Annotated in this window: 16 protein-coding genes and 2 pseudogenes; 11 read left to right on the forward strand and 7 right to left on the reverse strand. The window is 32.2% G+C overall.

What is annotated here, in order from left to right:
* Positions 1–27 precede the first annotated feature (27 nt).
* The 6 genes from BWZ22_RS10585 (at position 28) to BWZ22_RS10610 (ending at position 14,600) form a co-directional block, all read left to right on the forward strand.
* Positions 28–1,431, forward strand: coding sequence for a cytosine permease (locus BWZ22_RS10585; RefSeq protein ID WP_076699899.1), 1,404 nt, complete (start codon positions 28–30; stop codon positions 1,429–1,431).
* Between the two features lie 678 nt (positions 1,432–2,109).
* Positions 2,110–6,120, forward strand: a complete 4,011-nt coding sequence (locus BWZ22_RS10590) for a two-component regulator propeller domain-containing protein (protein ID WP_232225135.1) — start codon at positions 2,110–2,112, stop codon at positions 6,118–6,120.
* Between the two features lie 218 nt (positions 6,121–6,338).
* Positions 6,339–9,356: a TonB-dependent receptor gene (locus BWZ22_RS10595; RefSeq protein WP_083692303.1), complete on the forward strand. Its 3,018-nt coding sequence runs from the start codon at positions 6,339–6,341 to the stop codon at positions 9,354–9,356.
* 17 nt (positions 9,357–9,373) lie between these two features.
* Positions 9,374–10,885 carry a RagB/SusD family nutrient uptake outer membrane protein gene (locus BWZ22_RS10600; protein WP_076699902.1) on the forward strand — a complete coding sequence of 504 codons (1,512 nt, stop codon included), beginning with the start codon at positions 9,374–9,376 and terminating at the stop codon, positions 10,883–10,885.
* A gap of 15 nt (positions 10,886–10,900) precedes the next feature.
* Complete coding sequence (locus tag BWZ22_RS10605) at positions 10,901–12,085, forward strand: glycoside hydrolase family 88 protein (RefSeq protein WP_076699903.1); 1,185 nt, start codon at positions 10,901–10,903, stop codon at positions 12,083–12,085.
* Between the two features lie 136 nt (positions 12,086–12,221).
* Entirely contained in the window at positions 12,222–14,600 is a 2,379-nt protein-coding gene (locus BWZ22_RS10610) for a glycoside hydrolase family 2 protein (protein ID WP_232225136.1), read from the forward strand.
* A 144-nt stretch (positions 14,601–14,744) separates the two neighbouring features.
* On the opposite strand, the pseudogene nagB reads toward BWZ22_RS10610, so the two are convergent.
* The 7 genes and pseudogenes from nagB to BWZ22_RS10640 all read right to left on the reverse strand — a co-directional run bounded on the left by nagB (position 14,745) and on the right by BWZ22_RS10640 (position 22,336).
* Positions 14,745–16,672, reverse strand: a pseudogene (gene nagB, locus BWZ22_RS10615) (glucosamine-6-phosphate deaminase).
* A gap of 31 nt (positions 16,673–16,703) precedes the next feature.
* Positions 16,704–18,029, reverse strand: coding sequence for a sugar MFS transporter (locus BWZ22_RS10620; RefSeq protein ID WP_076699906.1), 1,326 nt, complete (start codon positions 18,027–18,029; stop codon positions 16,704–16,706).
* Between the two features lie 442 nt (positions 18,030–18,471).
* A pseudogene (locus BWZ22_RS16890) lies at positions 18,472–18,531 on the reverse strand (hypothetical protein); the annotation flags it as partial.
* Between the two features lie 256 nt (positions 18,532–18,787).
* Positions 18,788–19,516 (reverse strand): head GIN domain-containing protein, encoded by a 729-nt coding sequence (locus BWZ22_RS10625; protein ID WP_076699908.1) that lies wholly within the window; start codon positions 19,514–19,516, stop codon positions 18,788–18,790.
* Positions 19,517–19,625: 109 nt separating this feature from the next.
* Positions 19,626–21,395, reverse strand: coding sequence for a PspC domain-containing protein (locus tag BWZ22_RS10630; protein ID WP_076699909.1), 1,770 nt, complete (start codon positions 21,393–21,395; stop codon positions 19,626–19,628).
* A gap of 3 nt (positions 21,396–21,398) precedes the next feature.
* A complete protein-coding gene (locus BWZ22_RS10635) occupies positions 21,399–21,734 on the reverse strand; it encodes a PadR family transcriptional regulator (protein WP_076699911.1) in 336 nt (111 codons plus the stop codon).
* 155 nt (positions 21,735–21,889) lie between these two features.
* Positions 21,890–22,336 carry a DUF4870 domain-containing protein gene (locus BWZ22_RS10640; RefSeq protein WP_076699912.1) on the reverse strand — a complete coding sequence of 149 codons (447 nt, stop codon included), beginning with the start codon at positions 22,334–22,336 and terminating at the stop codon, positions 21,890–21,892.
* A 157-nt stretch (positions 22,337–22,493) separates the two neighbouring features.
* Here BWZ22_RS10640 and BWZ22_RS10645 point away from each other — a divergent pair, with 157 nt between their 5' ends.
* The 5 genes from BWZ22_RS10645 to BWZ22_RS10665 all read left to right on the forward strand — a co-directional run bounded on the left by BWZ22_RS10645 (position 22,494) and on the right by BWZ22_RS10665 (position 25,609).
* Complete coding sequence (locus BWZ22_RS10645) at positions 22,494–22,949, forward strand: DUF4442 domain-containing protein (protein WP_076699914.1); 456 nt, start codon at positions 22,494–22,496, stop codon at positions 22,947–22,949.
* Between the two features lie 135 nt (positions 22,950–23,084).
* A complete protein-coding gene (locus tag BWZ22_RS10650) occupies positions 23,085–23,885 on the forward strand; it encodes a TIGR00266 family protein (protein WP_076699915.1) in 801 nt (266 codons plus the stop codon).
* A 133-nt stretch (positions 23,886–24,018) separates the two neighbouring features.
* Positions 24,019–24,216 (forward strand): hypothetical protein, encoded by a 198-nt coding sequence (locus BWZ22_RS10655; RefSeq protein ID WP_076699917.1) that lies wholly within the window; start codon positions 24,019–24,021, stop codon positions 24,214–24,216.
* A gap of 87 nt (positions 24,217–24,303) precedes the next feature.
* Positions 24,304–24,687 (forward strand): hypothetical protein, encoded by a 384-nt coding sequence (locus BWZ22_RS10660; protein WP_076699918.1) that lies wholly within the window; start codon positions 24,304–24,306, stop codon positions 24,685–24,687.
* 124 nt (positions 24,688–24,811) lie between these two features.
* Complete coding sequence (locus BWZ22_RS10665) at positions 24,812–25,609, forward strand: MbnP family protein (protein ID WP_076699920.1); 798 nt, start codon at positions 24,812–24,814, stop codon at positions 25,607–25,609.
* Positions 25,610–25,653 lie beyond the last annotated feature (44 nt).

Genomic DNA, 25,653 nt, shown 5'->3' on the forward strand with positions numbered 1-25,653 from the left:
AATATAACTAAACAAAATAAGACAAATATGAGTCAAAACAACATTGAAGAAGATATAGAAGAATTAGCTGGAGGGGAATTTGAAAGAACACCTGTACCAAACTCAAGATTAAAAGGCTGGAAAAGTTTTATTGGTATGTATGCAGGAGAGCATGCAGCAGGCACAGAGTTTATGATTGGGCCATTGTTTTTAACAGCAGGGGTTAGTGCTTTTGACTTAATAATAGGCTTGTTATTAGGGAACTTGCTAGCTGTTTTAAGTTGGAGATTTTTAACAGCCGAAATAGCCGTTAAAAATAGGTTGACATTATATTACCAATTAGAGAAAATATGCGGAAAAAAACTAGTTACAGGTTATAATTTAGCTAATGGTGTTCTATTCTGTTTTTTAGCAGGAGCAATGATAACAGTTTCAGCTACAGCAGTAGGTATTCCTTTTGATATGCCAATGCCAAAGTTAACAGATACTATGCCTAATGGTATGACTTGGGTTATCATAGTTATATTGATTGGAGCTGTAATTTCTATTATAGCAGCAAGAGGTTATGATACTGTAACAAAAGCAGCTAACTGGATGTCTCCTGTTATTGTTTTAGCTTTTGTAGCAGCAGGTATAGTGGCTTTAACTCAATTAAATGTTACAAGCTTTTCTGATTTTTGGAATATTTGGGGTGAAGGTTCTGATCCATTTCCTGGTCAAACAAAATTCACGTTTTGGCATGTAGTTATTTGGTCATGGTTTGCCAATGCTGCAATGCATATTGGTATGTCTGATTTGTCGGTGTTTAGATTTGCTAAAGAACCTAAAGCAGGTTGGGCTACTGCAGCAGGAATGTATGTTGGTCATTATATGGCTTGGATAGCAGCAGCTTTATTGTATGCGGTATATCTAAAATCTCCAGAAGCTCAAGCATTTTTAAGTAATGGTGATGCACCTCCTGTAGCTCCAGGACCGTTAGCAAATAATGCAATTGGTGTTTTGGGTATTATTGCAGTAGTATTAGCAGGTTGGACAACGGCTAATCCTACAATTTATAGAGCAGGATTAGCATTTCAAGCTATATTACCTAAACTTTCAACAGCTAAAGTTACTATTTTAGCGGGTACAATTGCTACAATTGCAGGATTGTTCCCTGCATTTGCTATGAAACTTCTTGGCTTTGTTGCTCTTTATGGTTTCATTTTAGCACCTTTTGGAGCTATTATTGTATTTGAACACTTCTTCTACAAAAAAGTGGGAATTGTTAAGAACTATGCTGAACAAGAAAATCTTTCATTTAACAAGTCTGTATTTTGGGCTTGGGCGATTAGTTTCGGTATTTTTTATTTTATATCTGTTCAATTCAATGTATTTCTATCTTTTGTAACACTTCCTGCTTGGTTGTTGTGTGGCGTGTTGTTTTTATTATTTAGTAAGTTTTTTCAAAAGTAACTTTTACTTTTTATAGCATTAATTATACAGCTTATATAATTTAAAAAGTTGCTAAATAAAAGAAAACTAAAAACTCTAGTTGTTATCATTAGTTTTTACTGAAGATGAACAGGGGTGAAATCATAGTTGTTTAAGAGCGACTAAAAAAATAGTTTTATTGAATTTTCAAAAATTAGCCATTCTCAAATAGAGAAAAAACGTTAACATTATGCATGATGAAATGCTTCTTTTTTTAATTTTATATAGCTAGAGACGACAGATTTTATGGTTTGCTAAAACTATAACAGCTATTGAAATAAATTTAAAAGTATTGAGATAAAAAATTAAAATTTCTTAAGTTAGTAAGGCGTGGTTATGAGATTTTTTAAAGAAAAGATTGTTTAACGTTCACAATTTACCCACTTCAATTTTGCAATAGAAGAAAGGGGATCATTTAATTATATTATCTAAAAATAAGCAGTAAAAGCTAAATATATTATTTTGTTAAAGCTTAACCATAGAGTTCTGTTTGTTTAATTTGCTATAAAAAATATAACTATTATATTTTGCCTATAATAAATATGATTAAATAACTATGTTAATAACGTGTCTGCTTTATTAGTAAAAATGAGATGTAGTAAAAAAAGATTTGTTTTAGTTGTAGACTTCAAAATTCTATTGACCTTAAATATTTTAACTTTGTTTATAGTTACAAGTGTTTATGCTCAAGATGTTAACTATAAGTTTAAAACAATTTCTACAAAGCAAGGACTCTCTCAAAGTACGGTTATAGCCATTCATCAAGATTATTTAGGGCAAATGTGGATAGGTACCAGAGATGGGTTAAACAAATACGATGGTACTAAATTTACTGTTTATAGAAATGAGAATAAAGATTCTACTTCAATAAGTAATAATGATATACTAGCCATTCAAGAAGACGATAGCCATTATTTATGGATAGGGACCTATAATGGGCTAAATAGATACAACCCAAAAACAGGTAAATTTAAAAGATATTTTCATAAAGAAGCTAAAAACTCTTTGTTAAATAACACCGTTTGGTCTATAAAAAAAATGACGTCTGGAAAAGTTTGGGTTGGTACAGCAGGAGGACTTTCTATTTATAATCAGCAAACAGACAGATTTAAAAACTATTTAACAGAACATACCAAACCTGCAAGACAACGTGTAATGGCCATTTTAGAAACTAAAAAAGGACAGGTATACGTTGGAACAGGAGCTGGCATTTTTCAGGTAGAAAGAAATAAACAAGATCTAGTGTTTAATTTAATAAAAGGAAGTGAGAATTTTTATGTACAAGATTTAGTAGAAACCGAAGATAATAATTTGTTAATAGCTACGCAAAGCCAAGGGCTTGTAACATATAACATTACTAAAGAAAAGTTTAATAATTTTTTTATAAAGAATGCAGAGTATAATAAAATTAAAAACATAAGAAGGTTAGTTTATGACAATGATAATACACTTTGGATTGGTACTTATGAAGGTTTAATTGTTGTTACAAAAAACAATTATATAACACTGTTAAAACATGAGTTAAATAATAACATGAGTTTAAGAAAAAACTCAATAAAATGCTTGTTTAAAGACAAAAAAGGATCTGTTTGGATAGGAGCTTATTACGGAGGGGTAAGTATTTGGGATCCATCAAACGTTAATTTTCAAAACATAACACAAAACCAAGTCGGATTTGGATTAAACTATACCGTGGTAAGCTCCATAGCTTCTTACCAAGATTTTATGTTTTTTGGAACAGAGGGAGGTGGGCTTAATATTTGGAATAAAAAAACTAATTCATATAAATATAAAACAAAAAGCAATTCACTTTTAAAAGATAATAACATTAAAGAGCTCAAACTTATAAATAATGATAAGTTGTTTGTTGGAACTTTTAAAAATGGGCTTCAGGTATATGATTTAGAAAAACAAAAGTTTATTAATAGCATATTTTCAAAACAGTTTGAAGAAACCTTAAAAAATGTAGGGGTGTATGCTATAAGTCTAGATAAAAATAAAAACCTTTGGATAGGTACTTTTGGTAGAGGGCTCTTTAAATATAGTTTTAAGACAGGTGATTATAAACATTTTCAAGATTTTGAAAATGGAGGCTCTTTATGTAATAACTTGATAAGAACAATTTATGTTGATACCAAAAATAATGTTTGGGTAGGTACCGAAAAAGGTCTAAATAAAATAACCCCAAAAGGAGAAATAAAAAACTATTTTTTCGACAAAAGCTTACAATATGGTGATGATATTTTGTCAGTTTATCAAGATTCAAGACACAATATTTGGGTAGGAACAAAGTCAAGAGGATTGTTTAAGCTAAAAGAAAAAACCTTTGAAGCAGTACCCTTAGTAGCAGATAAAGCAAAAGTCTCTGCTGTTAGAAGTATGCTTGAGTCAAATGAATATTTATGGATTGCAACAAACCAAGGCATAATTAAATTTGATTTAAATACAAATGCTATTGTAGTATACAACCAATCTGATGGAGTAATAAGTAACGAGTTTAATGATAATGCCTGTTTAAAAGTAGGGCAATCTCAATTTTTTTTTGGGGGACCAGCGGGTGTTACATATATTAATACTACTAAAATAACCACAAACAAATATTCTCCCCAAGTAATTTTAACAGGTTTAGATGTTAAAGAAAATGGCACTTCAAATAAAATTACTAAAAACACCCTAGCTTACACAAAAGTAGTTAACTTATCGCATACACAAGGAAATTTCAATATCTCGTTTTCAATACCAAGTTTTATAAATGCAAATAATAATAAATATAAATACAGGTTAACGGGTTTAGAAAAAGAATGGAATTTAACATCAAACAACACAGCATCATACACTATTCAAAAACCTGGAAATTATGTTTTTGAGGTTTTAGGAGCTAATAATGATAATGTGTGGAATAAAAAAGCAACTACACTAAAAATTTATGTAGCACCAGCTCCATGGAGAACATGGTGGGCATTTGTAATTTATGGTTTATTAATTTTAAGTTCACTTTATTTTCTGTTAAGCATATTAAAATCAAAAACTAGGTTAAAGCATGAATTAGAACTAGAACACCTAGAAAATGAAAGAACCAAGGAAATAAATAAAACTAAATTAGAATTTTTTACTAATATATCACATGAATTTAGAACACCTTTAGCTTTGATTTTAGGACCTCTTAATCAGGTTATTGAAGAATATCGTGGGAGTAGTAAGCTATATAAAAAGCTTTTAGTTATAGAGAATAGCGCAAACCACCTATTACAGCTAATTAATAGGTTAATGGATTTTAGAAAGTTTGAAAACAAACTGTTTAACCTTGAAGCAGCCGAAGGAAACATAGTTAAATTTTTAAAAGAAATCTATTTATCTTTTACAGAACATGCAAAAAAAGATAATTATCATTTTTATTTTGAATGTAGTGAAGAAGAAATACTGGTTTATTATGATAGAAATAAATTAGAGCGAGTGTTCTACAACCTTATATCAAATGCCTTTAGGTATACACCAAAAGGAGGCACAATAACAGTAAGAGTAGAAAAGAACGAGCGTGATGTTGTAATAAAAGTAGAAGATACAGGGGTAGGAATAGCAAAAGAATATCAAGACAAAATATTTGAACGGTTTTTTGAAATAGCGGTAAATAACAAACCAGACAATAACTACAATAAAGGAACTGGGATAGGACTTTCAATAGCTAAAAATATTGTAGAACTACATAAAGGAACAATAGCAGTAACCAGTAATAAAGAAGGAGTAGGGTCTATTTTTTCTGTTACTTTAAAATTAGGTAATAATCATTTAAGTGAAACAGAAATATATAAAAATTATAAATTTAGTGATGACCTATCACAATATATTAATCAATTAGAAGATACTAATGTAGTTTTTGAAGATGATTTAGAGTCAAATACAAACACTAATAATTCAACTATTCTATTAGTAGAAGACAATAAACCACTAAGAAAATTTATTAAAAGTGTTTTAAAGGAAGAATACCGTATAATTGAAGCAGAAAATGGAAAGGTAGCTTTTAATAAAGCCATTAGAGAATTACCAGACCTTATTGTTACTGATGTAATTATGCCAGAAATGACGGGGGTTGAGTTATGTTCTGCTATTAAAAGTGAATTAAAAACTAGTCATATACCTGTAATACTTTTAACGTCAAGAAGCTCATTAATTTATAAGTTAGATGGGTTAGAAAGAGGAGCAGATGACTATATAAGTAAACCATTTAACGTTAAAGAATTTAAACTCCGAATAAAAAATCTTCTACAAACCAGAGACAAATTAAAAAACAAGTTTGTTTCTAGCCAAGGATTATTGCCAGAAGAAGTCCTTGTCTCCTCTTGTGATGAAACATTATATAAAAAAGCACTTAAAATAGTAAAAGAAAATATAGGCAATGAGCAATTTGATATAGCCATGTTTTGTAGTGAATTGGGAGTAAGTAGAACTATGTTGTTTACAAAAATTAAGGCATGGTCTAATTTTACCCCCAATGAATTTATTTTGCATTTTAGAATGAAACGAGCAACTCAGTATTTAGAGCAAGGAAAATTAAATATTTCCCAAATATCATATAAAGTCGGCTTCAAAAACCCCAAGTATTTCAGTAAAACCTTTCAGAAAACCTTTGGAAAAACACCTACGCAATACGCAAGTAAATTTTCGAATCGGTAAATAGTTGTGTTGTAAGTAGTTGTTTTTTAGGTTGTTGTATTATTTTATACCTTGTTTTGTATTTTGGTTTTTATAATTTCATTTAGTTTTAAGCAATGAAAAATAACAAATCAAAATACAGCTATTTAGAGATTGTTCTAGTATTAATAATCCTAGCCTGTAGTTTAATTGTTATTTATTTTATCTAAACTTAAATACATGCTAAAACTAATTTAAAAATGAAAAAAACTAAACAATTAAAAGGAACACTTTTTCTAGTTTTCAGTATTTGTTTTATGTTAGGTTCTACAGCCCAACAAAAAATAATTACAGGAAAAGTAACATCCAGTTCAGATGGTATGGCACTACCAGGAGTAAATGTTGTAGTTAAAGGCACCACAACAGGAGCTGCAACAGATTTTGATGGTAACTATTCAATAAATGTGTCAAATGAAAACGCAATTCTTGTATTTAGTTACATTGGTTACGTAACAAATGAAGTTATAGTAGGATCTCAATCTGTAATTAATGTTGCATTAGTAGAAGATGCAGCAAGTTTAGATGAGGTTGTGGTAGTTGGTTATGGAGCTAGGAAAAAGAGCGATATTACAGGCTCAGTATCTTCTGTAAAATCAGAAGAGGTTACTGCATTTCCTGTGCTAGATGCACAACAAGCATTACAAGGGCGTGCAGCAGGTGTAGCGGTACAATCTAATAATGGAGGTGAGCCAGGTACACCTATAAATGTAACAATTAGAGGTAATACGTCTATTAATGCAAGTAGTGCAGCTTTGGTGGTGGTTGATGGTTTTGTTGGGGCTACCTATCCGCAGCCTAGTGATATTCAATCTGTAGAGGTCTTAAAAGATGCATCAGCAACTGCTATTTATGGTTCTAGAGGAGCTAACGGTGTAATATTGGTAACCACCAAAAAAGGTAAAAAAGGCAAAATGACCATAGAATTTAACACTAATTATGCAGTACAAACTACTTCTAATAGGCTAGATTTATTAAATGCTAATCAATTCGCAGATTATACCAGAGCAATTAATCCTTCATATACTCAGGGTACTGCCAATACAGATTGGCAAGATTTAATCTACACCACGGGGCATACCACAAATCATCAGTTATCATTTTCTGGAGGATCAGATAATGTTAACTTTTATGTGTCAGGAAATTATTTTGATCAAAAAGGAGTGGTAATCAATTCTGGTTTTGAGCGTTTTTCATTTTTAAGTAACATTGATGCTCAAATTAGTGACAAACTAAAATTAGGATTTAATGCCTTTGGAAGCAGAAGTACTAAAGATGGGGTTTCAACACAAGCAAGTACTGGAGGTCGAGGAAGTGGAGATGTTATTTCTATAGCGTATAGATTTGCACCAGATTTGGGCATTTTAGATGAAAACGGAAATAATACATTTAACTCTGTGGGAGACAATATTGATAATCCTTTTGCCGTAGCAACAGAGCGTGTAGATGAAACTTTAGAAGATATTTACAGAGCAAACTTTTATGGTGAATATGAAATTATTGAAGGGCTAACGTTTAAGTCTACTTTCGGTTTTAGCTCTAGAAACCAAACACGAGGTCAGTTTATACCTTCAACATTAATAACCTCTGCAGGAGATCAAGGAGGTATAGCAGGAATATCCAATTTAAAAAATACCAATTTATTAAGTGAAAATTATCTTACTTATACAAAAGCATTAGGTAAAGGGAGTTTAACTCTTTTAGCGGGATATTCATATCAAAAAGACAGGACAGTAACAAATTCTTCAGGAGCAGAAGGTTTTGTAACAAATAGTGTGTCTTATTTTGCATTGAATACAGCATCAACACCGTTGTTTCCAGATTCTTTTTTAAATGAGTTTGAAATTCAATCACAGTATGGTCGTGTTAATTATGATTATGATGATAAGTATCTTATAACATTCACAGCACGTCGTGATGGTGCATCAAATTTTGCTAAGAATAACAAATACGCTTTTTTCCCTTCAGGAGCTTTAGGATGGAAGGTGTCTAATGAGAATTTTTTAAAAGATAATGAAATCATATCAAACCTTAAATTACGAGCCAGTTATGGTGTTACAGGAAATCCGTCTATTGCACCATACCAATCTCTTGCTACCTTACAGTCTATTTACGCTGTAACTGGAGACCAAACAGTAAATGCTGTGGTATCTGGTAGACCAGCAAACCCTAATTTAAAATGGGAATCATCTTATCAAACCAACTTTGGTATAGATTTAGGACTTTGGCAAAACAAAGCCTCATTAAGTGTTGATGTCTATAATATAGACACAAAAGATTTAATAGTAGGTAATAGTAATACACCAGAGTATACAGGCTTTTTAAATCCTAATTTCTTAGATAATATTGGTGAGATAAATAATAAAGGTGTTGAAATAACACTTTCAACACGAAATATTAGAAACGATAATTTCTCATGGTCAACAGATATAAACTGGTCTAAAAACAAAAATACGGTAGAAAAACTATTTGGTAGTGATGTAGATTTCTTTTTACCGTCTGCAGCTCCAGGACATTTTTTACAAGATGAAACACATATTCTTAGAGAAGGAGAAGCGCTTGGTCAGTTTTTTGGTTATGAATACCGAGGTGTTTATCAAGGTGGAGCTTTACCTGAGGGAACCGCAACATTTAGCGGCGCAGTTGCGGGAGATGAATTGTTTACAGATGTTGATGGTAACGGAGAGATAAGTTCTTCTGATAGAAAAATTATAGGAGACCCCAACCAAGACTGGACCTTTGGATTTAACAATACATTTAAATATAAAAATTTTGATTTAGGTATATTCTTCCAAGGTGCAGTAGGAGGTGATATTTATAGTTTTACCTTGTCTGAGCTTGCATCTGGAGGCTCTAATGCTACAACAGAAGCTTTAAAAGCATGGACGCCTAGTAATACCGATACAGATGTACCCTCTCCTAATACTAGAGAGAAACGTATGAATTCTAGATTTGTTTTTGATGGCACTTATGTTCGCTTAAAGAATTTAGTGTTTGGTTATAATTTACCAGAAAATATTACAGAAAAATTAGGAATGAATAAAGTTAGGTTTTCACTTAGTGGCCAAAATTTATTAACCATTACTGATTATCCAGGTACCGATCCTGAAGTGAGTTATAAAGCTTCTGGCTCTCAAAATGCCAATGTAAATCAAGGTTTCGATTATGGGAATTATCCTAATATAGAATCCATAACTTTTAGTATAAATCTTAAGTTTTAAAATAAAAAATATAAAAAATGAAAAATTTAAAATATATATTCCTTTTAATGGTATTGCCTATTTTAGGATGTTCAGATTTAGAGGAAGAGCCAGTGTCTGTTCTTTCGCCAGATGGGTTTTTTAATTCCATACAAGATGTACAAACAGCAATTAATGGTGCTTACGGAAACTTGTCTGAAGAAGCATTTTGGGGCCGAAAATTTTCTTTACCATTAATGCTAAGAAGCGATATGGTAGGTATTGGAGATCAAGGTACAGCAGGACGCCGTAAAGATCATGATAATTTTACAGTATCTGATGATAATGGTATGATTACTGCGTTTTGGCCAAGAGCCTATCAAATCATTGCTGGAGCAAATGAGGCTATAGTAGGAGGCAATTCATTGGGCTTGCCTGAAGAAAGCTTGAATCCAGTAGTGGCTCAGGCACATTTTGTTAGAGCTTACATGTATTTCCACTTAGTAAGGTTATTTGGAGATATTCCATATCTCGATACGCCAGTTCAAAATATAGCATCAGCATCGCAAATTTCTAAAACATCATCGGCTGATGTATATACTAAAATTATAGAAGATTTAGAATTTGCTAAACAATGGTTACCAAAAATACAACCATCATCAGCATTACCATCAAAAGCCTCAGCAGCGGCATATTTAGCATTAGTACATTTAACGCAAAACAACTTCCCTGAAGCCTATAGTGAAGCTAAGTTTGTAATTGATAACGAAGCCAATTTTGAATTAGAATTAGCAGCAGATTTCCAAGATTTATTTAATCCTGCCAAACAAGGAAGCTTAAAAGAGGCCTTGTTTACTATAGATTATAATGGCTTTAGAGATGGTGATTACGGGCAAGATTATATGCCAGCTCTTACAGGTATAAGAGCCAACGAAGATGGTAACGGCGGTGGTTGGTCTGTTGCCGTACCAAGTATTGAAGTTTATAACCGTTGGGATGGTAGAGATTACAGAAAAGCGGTTAGTTTGGATACTACAGGTGTTTTTAATGGTGTTGTAGATACTTTTATGAATTTTCCAACCTATGATGCTAGAAATATTGCAAGTGCATATATAGCAAAATACACCAGATTTACTGGACAAACAGCAAATGGTAATGGTCGAGGGTCAGAGCATAATTACGCGCAAATGAGATACGCAGAAGTACTTTTAATTGCTGCCGAAGCTTTAAATGAAATCAATCCAGGCACTACGGAAGCAGATGGTTATGTTAATAGAGTAAGAGCCCGTGCTCGCAATGGTAATGGTTCTAATTATCCAGCAGATGTAACACCAGGAATGTCTCAAGATGATTTTAGAAAAATGGTTCTAGAAGAGCGTAGATGGGAATTAGCTTTTGAATTTAAAAGATGGTATGATATTAAAAGACGAGAATTAGGTACAGCGGCATTTGGTACAGGCGGTTTTGAAGAACGACCAAATTTTAGACCTTCACGAGATTATTTGTATCCACTGCCAAATGATGAATTGCAGCGTAACCCAAATCTAGAACCACAAAATACTGGATACTAAAACCTTTTTATTTAAATGTTTAGAGTTAGTTTTTTATTAATTATCCTTGGATTTGCATGTGTATCATGTAAATTCAAGGATAAAAATCAAACAGTAAATAGTAAAGAAAGTATAGAGGCCTTATTAAAAGTAAGATATAGTAAGCTTCTAGATTATAAATTAGATTCTACGGCTTTTGCTAGAAGCTATAACCCTAAAACAAAAACAATAAAAAAAGTACCTTCAAAAGATTGGACCAGTGGTTTTTTTGCTGGTAATTTCTGGCAAATTTATATGCTAACTAATAATGAGGTATATAAAACAAAAGCAAAAGAATGGACAGCTTTTATAGAAAAAGAAAAGTACAACAATAAAACCCATGATATGGGGTTCAAGGTATTTTGTAGTTTTGGTAATGGTTTAAAAGTAGAAAATAACAAAAAATATGAAGATATAATTGTAGAGAGTGCAAAAACTTTAAGCACACGCTTTAATGAAAAAATAGGCAGTATTCGTTCTTGGGATTTTAACAAAGAAAAATGGCAGTTCCCAGTTATCATTGATAACATGATGAATTTGGAGTTACTTTTTGAAGCAACTAAAATCTCAGGAGATAGTACTTTTTACAAAATAGCAGTTAAACATGCCAATACAACATTAAAAAATCATTTTAGGCCAGATGGCAGTACATGGCACGTATTAGATTATGATACTATATCAGGTCTGGTAAGAGCACGCGTAACGCATCAAGGTATTGATGATAACTCTGCCTGGGCACGTGGTCAAAGTTGGGCTATTAATGGTTTTACTACGGTCTATAGATATACAAAAGATGAAAAGTATTTAAATAGAGCAATTGCTACAGCTAATTACTTCATAAATCATGAAAATATGCCAGATGATGGAATACCATATTGGGATTTTGATGACCCAGATATACCAAATGTTTTTAGAGATGCTTCAGCTGGAGCAATAGTAGCATCAGCATTAGTAGAACTTTATAAATATACCAAAAATCAATCATATTTAGACTATAGTAAGAAAGTTGTTAATACTTTAAAAACAGTAGATTATATTCTTTCAGAAGAAGTAGAGGCTCCATTTATTCTGGATCATAGTTTTGGAGATTGGTCTAAAAAACATGAAATGGATGAACCTATTGTTTATGGTGATTATTATTTTTTACAAACTTTATTAAGATTAAGAGATTTAGAATCATAAATTAACGCGTAGAATACAGTAAATTGTATTTTTATATTAGTTTCATTAACTCTATAATTACTTTATAGAGTTAATTTTTTAGCACAAATATTATATGAGATTTAAAGTTTCAATATTTAAAATGGTTAGTGTATGCATGATTTTTATTACTATAACATCATGTACAACATCTAATAAAGAGCTTCTTGAGAGAACAAAAAACAATATAAACTCAAATTGGTTGTATCTAGAAAACAATACAGAAGAAATAGAAGAAGCATTACAACGCAATAACTGGGAAAAAATAGATTTACCCCATACTTGGAATGCATTAGATGCAACAGATGTAACTCCAGGATACAGGCGTAATGCTAGTTGGTATAAAAAAAACTTATTAATACCTAAAGTTGAAAATCAAATTTATAAACTGAACTTTGAAGGTGTTAATATAGAAAGTGAAGTTTATGTTAACGGAAAAAAAGTAGGAGGTCATTTAGGGGGCTATATAGGTTTTTCTTTTGATATTACCAATGTTATTCAAGAAGGCGAAAATGAAATTTTAGTTAGGGTAGATAATAGTTATAATCCCGAAGTAATTCCTTCACAAAAAAGTGATTTTTTTATTTTTGGAGGTATAACAAGAGATGTTTGGTTAGAAACGCTTCCAAAAGAACATTTATATAATTTAAAAATAACCACCCCACAAGTCTCAAATGAAAATGCAGAATTATTGGCAACAGTTCAAGTTAATAATCCTAATAATGACACAAATTTACAGGTAAAAGCATCGTTATTGGATAGTGACGGAAACTCAGTGGTTTCATCACTTGTAGAAATATCTGAAGGTACATCTAAAATTAATTTTAAAAACATTCCAAACCCTAAACTTTGGCACCCAGATACTCCAAATTTATATACATTAAAACTTCAGCTAATTCAAGACCAGATAATAAAAGACGAAATAGAAGAACGTGTAGGTTTTAGGTGGTTTGAATTTAAAGATTACGGAGCGTTTTATTTAAACGGTAAGCGCTTGTTGTTAAGAGGTACCCATCGTCATGAAGAACATGCGGGAGTAGGAGCAGCTATGAGTAATGAACAACACAGAGCTGATATGGAACTTATAAAAGATATGGGAGCCAATTTTGTAAGGTTAGCCCATTATCCGCAAGACCCCGAAGTTTATAAAGCTTGTGATGAATTAGGCTTATTGGTTTGGGATGAATTACCATGGTGTAGAGGTGGAGTAGGAAATGACACTTGGAGAGCAAACACCAAAAATATGCTAGGAGAAATAATAAACCAAAATTATAACCACCCCAGTATTATTATTTGGTCTTTAGGAAACGAAATTTATTGGTTGCCAGATTTTGAAAATGGCGATGATAGAGAGCAGATTAATAAGTACTTAAAGGAGTTGAATGATTATGCTCATAAACTAGACCCTTCAAGAAAAACAGCCATTAGAAAATATTACGAAGGCGCTGATATTGTTGATGTGTTTTCGCCATCTATATGGTCTGGGTGGTATTCAGGAAGTTATAAAAGCTACCAAAAAGCAATTAATACTTACAAAAAGCAGTATCCTCATTTTTTACATGCTGAATACGGTGGCTCTAGCCATTTAGGTAGGCATACAGAGAATCCTATTACTGGTGAAGGTAAAATAAAATCCGACGGTTGGGAAGAAGCCATAGTACAAACCGATGTAGCCAATATTGCACAAATAGGAGATTGGAGTGAAAATTATATAGTTGATTTGTTCGATTGGCACCTTCGAATTTCAGAAAACGATTCCACTTTTGTAGGTAATGTACAATGGGCATTTAAAGACTTTGGCACACCCTTACGACCAGAAAATGCTATCCCGTACATGAATCAAAAAGGACTGGTAGATAGAGCAGGCAACCCTAAAGATGCTTTTTATGTGTTTAAAAGTTATTGGAGCAGAGAACCATTTACTTATATAGAATCCCATACCTGGAAAGAGCGTCAAGGACCTAAGGGCAAACCACGAAATATTAGTGTTTATAGTAATTGTCCAGAAGTAGAACTGTTTTTAAACGGAAAAAGTTTAGGGGTTAAAAAACGAGATACAAAACAGTTTCCTGCTTCAGGATTAAATTGGGAGGTTTATTTTAAAGAAGGGATAAATACACTTGTTTCAAAAGGAGAAAACATTGATGGTACTTTTGTACAAGACGAATTAAAGATAAATTATAGGTATAAAAAAAATGGTAAAGCAAGGGCTTTAGAACTCAGTTATGAAAAGTTAGATAATGGAAACTATTTAATTACAGCAACAGCTATTGATAAAAATGGACTTAGATGTCTCGATTATGAAAACAGAGTATATTTTCAATGTTTAAGTGGAGGCGAAGCTATTGTAAGCCAGGGTACTCCTACAGGTAGTGAGATTATAGAAATGGCCAATGGTAAAGCTTCTATAGAAGTAAAAAGAGATAAAAAAGGAACTCCTCTACAAGTTATGGTGTTAAATCAGAGTTTTAAAGGCACTTATTTAAAAATAAAGTAAAAATTGAAGTAAGGTTTACAAATATCAATGATTTGTAAGATTATTGGTTGTGTTCTCTTTGCTTTTAAAATAAAATAACCCTGCCATAAATATAAATTTAGGCAGGATTAATAAGTTAGCTATTAATCAAAATTCTATAGGGTTTTAATAATGCCATCTCACAAAAGCCTCCATAGCAGCGTAATGCGCTAAACCTAATTGGTGGTATATATGGGCTGTTTCACTATTACGGTCTTCGGCGCGTTGCCAAAACTCTCTACTATCGGTTCCTTGAAACACAACACCATCCTTTTGCGATTGGTGCTTAAATATGGCCTGACGTTTTTCCAATACTTGGTCTGGACCCATTGGTACTGCCATTTCTATTTCATCAATTCCCCATTCTTGCCATGCGCCTCTATATAACCAAAGCCAGCAGTCGTCCATGAATTTCTTGGGTTTTAAGCGTTTTACCGCTTCAAAAATAGCATCTAAACAAACTTTATGGGTGCCATGTGGGTCTGCTAAATCTCCCGCTGCATAGATTTGATGGGGTTTTACTTTCTCTATCAAATCCATAGTGATTTGTATATCTTCTTCACCAATGGGGTTTTTCTCTATTCTTCCAGTTTCATAAAATGGTAATTCCATAAAATGAATTTGTGCATCTGTTATGCCTACATAATAACAAGTGGCCTGTGCTTCTCCTTTTCTTATAAGCCCTTTTATGTACCTTACCTCTGGAATATCTATTTCACTGGCTTTTTTGTTTTTAAGGAATTTGGATGCTTTTTTAAATATGTTTTCGGCTGCTTTACTTTCTATTCCAAACTTGTCATTGTAATCGCATACAAAACTGGCAAATCTTAATGCTTCATCATCTGCTACTGCTATATTACCTGAAGTCTGGTAACCTACATGAACCTCATGACCTTGCTCTACCAATCTTTTAAAGGTGCCGCCCATACTAATAATATCATCATCGGGGTGTGGACTAAAGATGAGTACGCGTTTTTTGGCGGGTTCTGCGCGTTCTGGTCGTTTACTATCATCGGCATTGGGTTTACCTCCGGGCCATCCTGTAATGGTGTTTTGTAGTTGATTGAATATTTTTATGTTGATATCATATGCTGGACCTGAGTCGGTTAAGAGATCACTCATGCCGTTTTCTATATAATCGGCATCGGTGAGCATTAAAATGGGTTTCTTTAGGTTTAATGCTAATCCTAAAACGGCTTTTCTGATGAGTTTATCTGTCCACGTTACTTTTTCTACTAACCATGGCGTGTTGATTCTTGTTAGCTTTGAGGAAGCGGCTTGATCTAGTACAAAGATAGTGTTGTTGTGCTCTTGTAAATAGGAAGCGGGTACTTGGTTGGTTACGGTTCCTTCTACGGAGGCTTTAATAATGTTTGATTTTCCTTCGCCCCAAGCCATAAGTATAACTCTTTTAGCTTCCATAATTTTCTTTATTCCTAAGGTGATGGCGGTTCTTGGGGTTTTTTGTAAGCCTCCAAAATCGCCACTAGCGGCTACTCTGGTTATATGGTCTAAAGCTACTAATCTGGTTTTTGAGTTTTTTAAAGAACCTGACTCGTTAAAACCTATATGACCATTACCTCCTATGCCCAGTATTTGTAAATCTATGCCGCCTAAGGCTTCTATTTTTGATTCGTATTGACGGCAGTAATCTGAAATGGCTTCTTTGGATAGGGTGCCGTCTGGAATATTAATGTTCTCTGGCAATATGTCTACATGGTCAAACAGTAATTCTTTCATAAAACGTACATAACTGTTTATAGAATCGGGTTCCATGGGGTAGTATTCATCTAGATTAAAGGATACTACATTTTTAAAGCTTAGGCCTTCTTCTTTATGTAGTCTTACCAATTCTGAATAAAGCCCTTTGGGGTAGAGCCTGTGGCTAATCCTAATATACAGGGTTGCTTTTGTGCTTGCTTTACTCTAATTAAATCGGCTATTTCTTGGGCTACTGCTTTTGAGGCTTCGGTTGAGTTTTCAAAAACAATGGTGCCTACATTTTCAAATCTTTTTTCAAAACCTGTGGCTTTGTCTATGCTACTCTTTAACATGATTGATTTTTATTTTTATTTCTTTTTGTTTTTATTTTTTTGACCAACTTTTGTACTTATGACCCCAAATGGCAAAAAATAGAATGAAAGCATAACATGGGATTAAAATCCAGTAACTACTGGTTGATGCAGTGGCAATAGCTTCAGCCTTCTGTGTTCCGTTAGCTATTAGTTCATGCTTATTTAAATCTACAATCCTTCCGTATAAAGGCGGGATGATGGCACCTCCAGATATAGCCATTATTAATAAAGCCGAAGCTGTTTTTGTGAATTTCCCTAAACCATCTAATGTTAGTGGCCATACTGCTGGCCACACTAAAGCGTTAGAAATACCTAAGGCGGCTACAAATAAAACGGATGTAAAGCCTGTGGTAAGTAGTATGCATATGCTAAAAATAATTCCTAAAGCAGCACTAATTCTAAGAGCGGTGCCTTGTTTTAAATATTTTGGTATTAAAAACACGCCTAAGGCATAGGTAAACACCATGGCCAATAGCGTTAAAGTGGTAAAGAATTTAGCATCGGCTGCAGGAAATCCTAAGGATATTCCATAGGCTATAATGGTATCTCCCGCAATCACTTCGGCACCTACATAAACAAAAAGTGTTAAAACCCCTAGCCATAGGTGTGGGAACTGAAAAATACTGGTTTTAGCAGTAGTATTGGTAGTATCTTCGGCTTCGGTTTCTTCGGCTTCAACATGTGGTAAAGGTGCTTTTCTTATTAAAACGCCAAGTACTATAAGTACGATGGCCATAATAAGATAGGGCATAAAAACACTGTCTGCCATGGTATCTAAAAGCACACCTTTTTCTTCTGCTGAAGCGGTTTCTAGTTGTTCTTTTACTTTGTCTATGCCCGATAGTAATAAGGCTCCAAAAATAAAGGACCCTAAAGCTCCTGCAATTTTATTAGCTATCCCCATAATGGCTATACGTTTGGCACCACTCTCTATAGGTCCTAAAATGGTAATGTAGGGGTTTGAGGCTGTTTGGAGTAAGGTCATTCCGGTGCCTTGAATAAATATACCTATTAGAAAAATCCAATAGGTTCTAGCTTCGGCTGCTGGTATAAAAACTAAGGCGCCTATGGCCATAATGATTAAACCTAAAGACATACCTTTTCTGTAGCCTATTTTGTTTAAAATGTAAGAAGCGGGTAAGGCCATAACCACAAAGGATATGTATGATGCGGAGGCTACTAAATAGGATTGCGCATCGGTTAACTCATTGATGGTTTTCATAAAGGGTATGAGTGCGCCGTTAATCCAGGTTACAAAACCGAATATAAAAAATAAACTTGCAATGATTGCTATGGGAACTAGGTTGGTGTTAGGGGAGGTTTGTGATTTTGCCATGTGTTTTTAAGATAAAATTAATTTAAGGATTACTTATTATTTTATAAATATATAACCTTAATTAATTGAATAATTAAAATTATTAAATAATAGGGGGTGACTTTAATTATTTCGACGAATAACTATTTATGTTCAATAAATAAAGTATTTTTGTATTTAAAGGAGTAGTTCTTATCTAGTATTTATGATTTTTTAAGCATTATCTAGCAAAGTGTGTATATAAAACCGACACTATCCCTTAAAGTGTGTAAACAAAATTTATAGAGGGTTTAACTTTTCTATAATCCCCCTTTTTTTTCAGATATAGTTAAAAACTGGTTTAAAATAATGCCTCAATTATGAATTGGCATAGACCATTTTTTTATAGTCTCACTTAATGTTTAAAAGTAGATTTTCTACAACATTATCTGTTGTGAACTACAGTTTGTTTCTGGTATATTTTCTAATCTTTTCCTTTGAGATTTTCAATAAGGTTTGTGGAGTAAATAAATTTCCTGATGTCTAAAGGGAACTCATAAAAGGTTGTTAGTTTCTTCCAATTATCCCGTTAGTTTTTAATAGTATATGAATACTTGGGGTTTCATGTCTTCGTAAAGTCGTTTAAAGCAGCTTTGGCAACCTCTTAGTAGGCGCATTTCTAATAGCATTTTTTATTTGATGTACTACACATAAATATCGAAGGTTGCAACCCTCGATATTTAAACTTTACACACTTGGTGAGATAGTATCTTTAGTTGATTGAGTTAGTATATTGGTTGTTATTGCTCTCTAATGCTTCCAGATGTACTGTTGTTTTTGTTTACTGTTTCAGGGTTTCCGTAATATTTTATATCTCCACCACTAGTTGCATTTGCTGTAAGTTCTTTTGAAGTATTAACGGTAATATCTGCGCCACTAGTTACTTCAACATGGCTAGATTTTGCTTCTAAATCTCTTGCGTTAATATCACTACCACTTGTAGCTTCAGCAATAAGTTTTTGGGTTTTACCAGATAAACGCAAATCACTTCCGCTGGTAGATTTACAGTTTAAAACAGTTGTAATAACATTTAAATTCATATCACTTCCGCTTGTAGTTTTTAATTCTAATTCTTCAGAAGAAATTGTGTTTGTAGAATTAACATCACTACCACTAGTAGCACTAATAGCAGAAATGTTTTTAAAACTTACATGAATTTTTTTAGCCGAAGCTTTACCAACATTTTGTTTGGTGTGTATTTTTAAAACACCATCTTCAATATCAGTTAAAATAAGCTCATGTAAATTTTCATCGGCTTCAACAGTTATACCTTCTTGATTGCTTTGGGTTAAATAAACATCTAAACCTTCGCTAGCTTTAATTGTAGAGAAAGATTCTGATACTGTTCTTTCTTTAGTAATAACGTTTCCATTTCCTTTAACTCCAGAGCCAAAGTTCATATCAAAATTGCACGATGAAAGCATTAGGCTTAATACAGCAGCTACAATGATTTTAATTAATGTTGTCATGATTATTTGTTTTTTGATTGTGATTTGTTATTGGTGTGTCAAATATCTCTTTTAATGTGTTAGATTTATAATTTAAGTTACTGAATTGTATTTTTTTGTTGCTGAATTGTTACTCGTCTTTAGATTTTATTTCAACCCCTTTTTTATCAACTTTTATGCTTACATCTTCAGCTTTAATTTTAATACTTTCGTTATTTATTTCTATATCAGATGCATCGTCTTCATGTTTGTTTTTATCTTCTATATTTTTTTCTTCAGGGCAATCTAAACATTCAATATCATCTTCAATAATTTTAAGTAAATGGTTAATGTTTTCAACAGAAACTAGATTGTTACTACTCTTATAATAGCTTAAAAAAGACTTAGTATTTTTATTAAACTTTACAGTGGTTTGTTCTGGTAAATTTAAGATTATAGTGACTTCTTGATCGCTAAATTTATTGTTAGAATTAGTAGATAAAAAGGCATCTAATAAAAGTGTGTTATTTTTTAAGCTATAATTATAGTTTATGTTTTTAGCACGCTCAATAGCTTTGTCGTAACTGCTACCATCAGCTGTTTTTTTAAGGTGTATAGATGCTAATGAATCTGTAGTAGATTTTACAATAATTCTAAGGTCAGAATTGTAAATAGTTTTTTCTCCGTTTTCATTTTTTGCAATTTTAAAAGGTTGGTTATTACGATGAAAACTATTCATTATATCATTAGTAACCATTTTTACTTTTAGGGTATCATTAGCCCTAATATTTAAGGTGCTTTTTTCTGTGTAAGTTTCATCAAAAGCATGTTCGCTAGCTTCTCTAATACCCACAATAACTAACGAAATAACAGCTATAAACCAAACGCCTAATAGGGTAAATTTAGCCACATTGCCTATAGATTTTAAATTGTTTATTAAAATTTTTAAACCCAAATAAAACAAGAAGAAAAACGGAATACCCACTGCAAAAAGCGTTAATAAAGACACTAGCCAAATAGGCGTATTACTGGCACTAATAATACTTGCAAAATCACCAGGAATAGCATTTAAAACACCTACAGAAAAAAGCGCAATTATTAAAGAAATAAGAGTTAAAGCACCAATTATTATTAACAGAATACCAATAAATTTTGCAAATACTTTAAAGAAGAACATAAATATTTCTCCTATGGTATCAAAAAAAGCACTTGATGAAGACTTTACTTTATTAGTTTGTTTTTTTATATCTACATTTTTAGCAGCATTGCTTACATTTTTAGCAGCCCCAGAAACACTATCAGAAACATTTTTAGCAACATCACTTACCGTTTCTGTTACATTTTCAAAACCGTCTTTAATTTTTTTTTCAATATTACTAATGTTAACAGGTTCTCCTGTCATCATTATTTTTTCGGCAGTAGTTTTAGCTTCAGGAACTAAAATCCACAGTATAATATAAAGCAATATACCAGTACCTAAACCAAAAAATAGTATTATCCAAGCTAAACGCACCCATAAAGCATCTACACCAAAGTAATGCGCTAACCCAGATGAAACACCACCTATATAAGCATTATCGGTATCTCTAAATAGTTTTTTAGAAGCACTTGTTTTTTTAGTGTAAGTACTTTGAGGCTCATCTTCAAAAATCTCGTCATCAACCAAATAATCTTCGGGTTGCCCCATAATGGCAATAACTTCATCTACTTCTTTAATTCTTATAACCTCTTTATGGTTTTGTACACGTTCATTAAAAAGTTCGGCAATTCTAGCTTCAATATCAGCTATTATTTCAGATCTACCTTGAGAATCTGTAAATGAACGTTTTATGGCCTCAAGATAACGTTGCAATTTCAGGTAGGCATCTTCATCAATATGAAAAAAGATACCAGCTAAATTTATGTTGACTGTTTTATTCATTTTTTAGGTGTTTTTTTGGCTTGTTACAATATTTACGGCATTACTTAATTCATTCCAAGTAGTATCTAATTCCTTTAAAAATAATTTTCCGGTTTCTGTTAAACCATAGTACTTTCTTGGTGGGCCAGATGTAGATTCTTCCCATCTATAACTCAAAAGGCCAGCATTCTTTAGTCGTGTTAGTAGCGGATAAATAGTTCCTTCAACTACCAGCAACTTAGCGTCTTTTAAGGTGTCTAAAATTTCTGCTACATACGCATCATTATCTTTCAATACAGAAAGTATGCAGAATTCTAATACCCCTTTACGCATTTGTGCTTTGGTGTTTTCTATCTTCATAGTATCATTCGTTTAATATTTTAAAACTGTTCATTTTTTGATTGATTTGATTGATTATTTTGATGAAATTGTTTTTCTTTTTTGGGCGTTACCCTATCGGGTCGGGCTTTCCGCGTTACACGGTAACTTGCTTCAATCCCTAACGCACGCACTCATTACTTTAAAAAATTTATAGTAAATGGGTAATTGTAATACGCACCATCTCTGGCTTTTAAACTAGCAATAACAATAAATACTAGTTCAAGTATAAATGCTAATATGGCAAAAGCGCCCAAAAAACCACCTATATAAAGTAAAGGAGAAGGCTTGCCAATATTTATATGAAAATCATGAAACCCATGAAAATCAATAAAATCTATTCCACTAAATAGTTTGAAAATAAAAAACGGAATAGTTAACGTACCAATAATAATGGCATATAACAAAATACTCATTTGAAAGTTTATGGCCTGTTTACCATGCTTGTCAATAAAATCAGATTTGTCTTTATTAAGCACCCAAAGTATAATAGGACCAATAAAATTTCCTAACGGAATTATAAACCTACTAAAGGTAGATAAATGTATAAACGTTGCAATGTTTTTTTGATGATTAGTTAACATGATTTTTTATAGATTGATAAAACATATAATAGTTTCTTATGCAAATATATGTCTAAAAACAGGTACTTTGTTAAGCATAGTACTAAAAATTAACATAAATTTAACATTTTAAATCTGTGTTTAAATTCATAACTTAGTAAAAAATAAATAACTAAAAATGACATTAACACCCAGGAAACTAAATACTTTCAGTATGTTTAAATTACCCGCAGCTTATATATGTGGAGTAAGAGTAAAACATTTAGATGAAAAAAAATGTATGGTTTCGGTAAAACATCGTTGGATTAATCAAAATCCTTTTAGATCTATGTTTTGGGCAGTACAAGGTATGGCTGCAGAACTTTCAACTGCCGCTATAATGATTGGTAAAATTCAAGAAACAGGAAAAAAAATTTCCATGTTAGTAATTTCTAACGAAGCAACATATACAAAGAAAGCAACCGGAAGAATAAATTTTACCTGTAATCAAGGAGAGCTTATAAACGAAACCCTAACTAAAGCTATTAAAACAGGAGAAGGGCAAACCATTTGGTTAGAATCTGTAGGTTTAAATGAAGAAGGAATTGAAGTTTCAAGCTTTAGATTTCAGTGGAGTGTAAAAGTAAAACAGTGAGTTGTATTTGGCTCTCAGGAAACCGTTTTCATTATTAAATAATTAGGTTTTTGCTAAACATTAATATTTAAGTTGTAACAAAATCCAAAACACATCAACAAATAAGCAAATCAACATTTAAACATCAATTAAAAAATGACAGCACACGAAATTGATTATCAAATCTACGGCGAAGAAATGCAATACGTAGAAATAGAACTAGACCCACAAGAAGCCGTTATTGCAGAAGCAGGTAGCTTTATGATGATGGATGAGGGTATTAAAATGGAAACTATTTTTGGAGATGGTTCTCAAAAAGATTCTGGATTTTTAGGAAAAATACTAGGGGCAGGTAAACGAATTTTAACAGGAGAAAGCCTGTTTATGACTGCTTTTTACAATGAAATTATTGGCAAACGCAAAGTCTCATTTGCATCGCCTTATCCTGGGAAAATTATCCCAATAGATTTAACCCTTTTTGGAGGAAAATTTGTATGCCAAAAAGATGCCTTTTTATGTGCCGCTAAAGGGGTGAGTGTAGGTATAGAATTTTCAAAAAAATTAGGTCGTGGCCTTTTTGGAGGGGAAGGGTTTATCATGCAAAAATTAGAAGGAGATGGTATGGCGTTTGTGCATGCGGGTGGTACCATGGCTAAAAAAGAATTATTAGCAGGAGAAACTTTAAAAGTTGATACGGGGTGTATAGTAGGTTTTGATCAAACTGTAGATTATGATATTGAGTTTGTAGGAGGAATTAAAAACACCATTTTTGGGGGCGAAGGTTTATTTTTTGCAACACTTAAAGGTCCAGGAACAGTTTACGTACAATCATTGCCTTTTAGTAGGTTGGCAGGAAGAGTTTTAGCGTCTGCACCAAGAAGCGGAGGAAAGGATAAAGGAGAAGGAAGTATACTTGGAGGACTTGGAGATTTACTAGATGGAGATAATAGGTTTTAAATGTTAAATTTAGGCTAAATTAAATTTTAAATACAAATTTTTATTAAATTTATACCACAACAAAGTAAAATTTAAAAGCCTATAAAACAAATCTACATTTACTAATTTAAAAACCTAAAACCCTAAAATAACTATGGCGAGAGCAATGTTAGAGTATACTAAAACTATACTTAAAAAAGTTAGTTTTGACGCTACGTTGTTTTGCAAAGAAGTACAAAAAGCAGTAACAAGATTACTGCCTTCTGAGATTGAAGAGCTTAAAATTTTTATTCATTCTCTTGTACAGCAAAACCCAGAATTGAATCAATGTTTAATTTATTTAAAACCATAAAAAAAAAGCAACCAACAGGTTGCTTTTTTTATTTAAGTAATTTCTTTGTAATACACTTGTAAAGTTATTTATATTTGCAGCTAGATTTTGAAAAAGCTATTTCTTTTCATATTACTAGTTGCTTTTTTAGTAAAGCCTGTGTATAATTTATGTTATTTGGTATATTATGAAATAAACGTAGATTATATAACAGAGGTGTTTTGTGTTAATAAAGACAAAGTAGAAATGGCTTGTAATGGTAAATGTCATTTAGCAAAACAACTACAAGCAACCGAAAATACTACAAAAGAAGGAAAAGCAGTATTATCATTATTAGATGTGTTTTTGGTAGTTTTTTATCAAGCTACAGACAATTTTAACCTTCCAAATGCTTCAGAATTCATAAATGAAGATATCCCAAATAGTTACAAAATACTGTATAAATATAATTTTCAATCATTTCAATTTAAACCACCTCGGTTTGTTGCTTAATTCTCTATAAGCAATAAGGTAAGTACATACTACTTTACCAACTTAAAATTACTATTTAATCAAATAAAGAAAAACTGTAGTAAGCATATACTATGGTAATGCTGTACTATATAAAAAACTAAAAATGAAAATTATAAAATTTACATTTGCGCTTTTATTATGCGCAGTTATATCGTCATGTTCATCAAATGATGACGATGTAGAAGATTTAACAGGTCAAACAGGAACTTTAATATTAAAATTTGATAACGGGGTAGGAGGTAATGATTTTACCTTTGGAACTACCTACAACAAGTCTAATAACGAATCATATAAACTAGAAACCTTAAAGTATATAATAAGTAACGTTAGCTTAAAAGATGCAGAAGGTAATTCATATACTTATCCAACAGAAAAAAATATTTTCATTGTAGATGAAGCCAATGGAAATAATGCAGGAGAAATATATGTAACATTAGAAGATGTTGATGCAGCTAATTATACTGAAATTACGTTTGGAATTGGCGTAGACCAAGAAAGATACCAATTAGGAGCCGAAGGACAAGGAGATTTTTTAGAAGAAGCACAAGATGCAGGTATGTTATGGGCTTGGGCTACAGGCTATAGGTTTATACGTTTAGATGGAACCTATTCTAGTGATACTGTTACAGATGAAGGTTTAGCAATTCATATGGGTAGTGTTGGAACTACTTTAGATAATTACAAAGAAGTTACATTAACATTGCCAAATACGGTATTAGTTCGTGAAGATGCTAGTCCGCAAATACATATAAAAGCTGATATAGCAAAGGTTTTTGATGGTGAAACTTCAGTAAACTTCTCTGATGGGTATAACCAAGTTCATACTAGTGCAGAAACAACACCAGTTATTGCAAATAACGTAAAAGGTATTTTCTCTGTACATCATGTACATAATGACTAAAATTTGTTGGGTTAAGATTAGGAAGTGATGTTTAATCACTTCCT

It is taken from the genome of Seonamhaeicola sp. S2-3 (genome assembly GCF_001971785.1).
Lineage (GTDB): Bacteria > Bacteroidota > Bacteroidia > Flavobacteriales > Flavobacteriaceae > Seonamhaeicola.